Annotated in this window: 2 protein-coding genes and 1 pseudogene; 1 reads left to right on the top strand and 2 read right to left on the bottom strand. The window is 39.9% G+C overall.

Annotated features, from left to right (window positions below):
• Window positions 1-459: 459 nt before the first annotated feature.
• Entirely contained in the window at window positions 460-639 is a 180-nt protein-coding gene (locus AAC854_RS21835) for a phage tail fiber protein (RefSeq protein WP_479715132.1), read from the bottom strand.
• A gap of 355 nt (window positions 640-994) precedes the next feature.
• On the bottom strand, window positions 995-1,285 hold the full coding sequence (locus AAC854_RS21830) for a hypothetical protein (protein ID WP_340618932.1): 291 nt from the start codon (window positions 1,283-1,285) through the stop codon (window positions 995-997).
• Between the two features lie 954 nt (window positions 1,286-2,239).
• On the opposite strand from AAC854_RS21830, the pseudogene AAC854_RS21825 reads away from it, so the two are divergent.
• Window positions 2,240-2,779, top strand: a pseudogene (locus AAC854_RS21825) (ISAs1 family transposase).
• Window positions 2,780-3,040: the final 261 nt, after the last annotated feature.

Here is a 3,040-nt window from a genome sequence, read left to right as displayed (position 1 = left end):
ATTCGGTCAGTTGTTTATAGGTCATAGTGCATTTTCCTTTGGCGAGAAAGATGCCTACTATAGCAACTGACCGCCTTTTTCAGAAATTGCACTTATCATGCGAATCCAAGAAATTCTACTAGCTGTATATACAATATTTAAAAAAACTAATCTTATATCTAATAAATACATATTTTTTAAATGTGTAATGTTATCGATATGAAATGATTTTACATTTATACTTTATATGAGGGTATTGGAATGGAATGTATGGTTATTATTACAATTGGCTAAAATTGAATCAATAACCTTATGTTTTTTAATACTAAAAAATAATTAGAGATCAAATAAATTAAATAACTCATTTTTATTATTTATGAACTTATCGAATATCAAAACTCATCGAATTTATTCAAAAATAAACTATATTTTTAATCAACTATGCCTCGACAATTTAGCTGTGTGTTGTTCTCCATGTGTTCAATTTCTTGCCTTCTGCCCCACATTCCACACCGAATCTTCCGGCATCTGGACACGGACATCTAACCGGCAGCCTTCAGGAATATCACACGGTTCGCCATCGGTATAGTATACCTTTTCCCCATCCACGATTTCCTTTATCCGCCTGTTCTGGAACCGTTTGGGTAAATGGGTATGCAAAGGGCTTCACTGAGACAACATCAAATTTGATATTAAATCTTTATTTATCAACGTGATGTGAATCATTTACGATACAAAAGATAAAATTGAGACAACATAAAATAGGCTTGGTTGTCTCAATTTTCAGATATTAATCATTATAAAACAATGTGTTAAGTCGGTTGAGACAACCGAGACAACCGAGACAACACCGGTTGCTTAACTTATATATAAAGAAAAAAATTATGAAAATTAATTTGGTGTTCTTGGCGCAAAAATATGAGTTAGTGACTGACGACGAATATCGTCGGTAGTGAGAGGTCAGTACGCTAAACGTTCCGACCTTGTGAGGGGTGACGACGAATTTCGTCGGAACCTATGGAGCGATTGAAGAGACAGCCAACTGACAGCCCTGCCAGTAAGAAGCCTTTCCCGTAACAGCGATCACCTGACCTTTCCGCAATAGCATGACTGACAGCGCGACCTCATCAAAGCCCACGACTCGCAGCGGGTAATCATTGCGCTTTTCGCTCTGTACCTGCATGGTGGCAACTGCCATTACTTTACCTGTCTGGCACTTGATACGCTTCGGGGCTACGGTGATCTTGCCTGTGACTGTGGCGACTATCGAGGGGCTTTCTTCTTCGGTCTTCGTGTCATTTTCCACCGCTTGTAGATGATCTGGTTTTTCAACCATGATGATAATCAATAAGTTAAATCACTGCGAACGTAATACGTACGGAGTGACATTAAGTAACCCTGTGCTGGACGGCTTAAACTCAAGCCTACCTGCGTTGTTCTTTTGTGCGTCTCTTAAAGATACGTACAAATTCTGTGAGTCAGTATTACTGCCTTGCAAAGTTTGTGAGTAACCAATAGTAACCCGCAAAGTTCGATTATTGGATTTTGCAGCGACGAAATTCGTCGGCACAAACTGACCCACTTTAAGAGGGTCAGTTCTTGTGCCGAGCTACGAGGCAGGCAACCCAAAATAATTGGGTCAGCTACACTATGACCAAACGCCAAATATGGCTTCTGATTAGATATCAATAAGTTATTACCTAAGCCCGAATTCGGGCTTTGCTCTGCTATCAGGCTGACAGTTAGTCACTGAATTACATACGGGATAATCCCGCATGTACATAAGCAAAAAGGTATGGTGGAAATCACCATACCCAAGGTGTGATATCACATCTTGAAGATGGTGGTGATTTCCCGATTTGAAATCGGAAAATTGTTTGTCTGATTCCAATATGCTAAAGGGCAGATTTCTGTTCTATAGTGATAGTCACTTTAATATTCTGTACAATGTATCTGTGTTCGAATCCTGAGTTAGCGGAAAAAGAAGGAGTCGAACAAAATTGATTTATTTTTCTCAACTGTCCATTTTTACTCACTAAATTTTCATGTGTATAGTGACGTGTGTAGTTTTATTTTAATAATTAATATTTTTATTTAAAATCAATGGATTAATTGCTTTGTTCGAATCTCTCCTCCGGATCTAAATTGACCAATGTAATTAACTGAATGCATTCGGTACATAGAAATTGGATGTTGGTAACTGTTTGTGATTTATAATCCGTATCCTGTCAATGATAAGTGTAGAAGCTGGCATGCATGCATGCATGCCACCACCATCAGCAATGCCTTTGGGCACCCCACTGATCCGCGTGTTAACCGAACTAAACAGTATGCTCTCATCGATATTCTGATCATCTCGATTTGTGCCGTGATCTGTGGTTGTGAAGGCTTCAATGCGATTGAAGAGTAAGGTAAATCCAAAGAAGATTGGTTTCGGGAATTTCTGGATCTTCCCAATGGCATACCCAGCCATGATACCTTTAGCGATGTGATAAACCGGCTTGATCCCCAAGAATTTGGGCACGCTTTTACCCTATGGGTGAACAGCTTAGCCAAAATATCCGATGACATTATCGCGTTGGATGGCAAAACTTTGCGGGAAACACTCGACAAAGCCAATGGCGTTCCTGCTCTCCATCTGGTCAGCGCCTGGTCAGTCGCGAATCAACTCTGCTTTGGTCAGGTGAAAGTCTCGGATAAATCGAATGAAATCACCGCGATCCCCAAGCTGCTGGCCTTGCTGGATATTGAAGGTTCTACCATCACGATAGACCCGTTTGCCCTGTTAGAATGGTTTTGATTACTTTTAAATATCCTGATAATGTGTAAATCCTTACTATTTTAGGTGAACCTATGATATTACGTACTGCATACTCAATTATTATTACCATCACATAGTTGGTGGGAATATGTAGTGCCAGATAAACCCGCCAGTTAAGCGGGTTTTTTATTGTATATAGAAAACCCCCTGCTAGGCAGGGGGTTCCGTAGAGCTTTCAGCTATAAAGCCGCTATAAAAACCCCTTTTGATTTGTTAAAACACCTTGCGGTCTGGCAACTG

The sequence above is a fragment of the Xenorhabdus entomophaga genome (assembly GCF_037996725.1).
Taxonomy (GTDB): Bacteria; Pseudomonadota; Gammaproteobacteria; order Enterobacterales; family Enterobacteriaceae; genus Xenorhabdus; species Xenorhabdus khoisanae.
The sequence above is the reverse complement of the archived record's forward strand: the minus strand, read 5'-3'. Positions and strand labels throughout refer to the sequence as shown.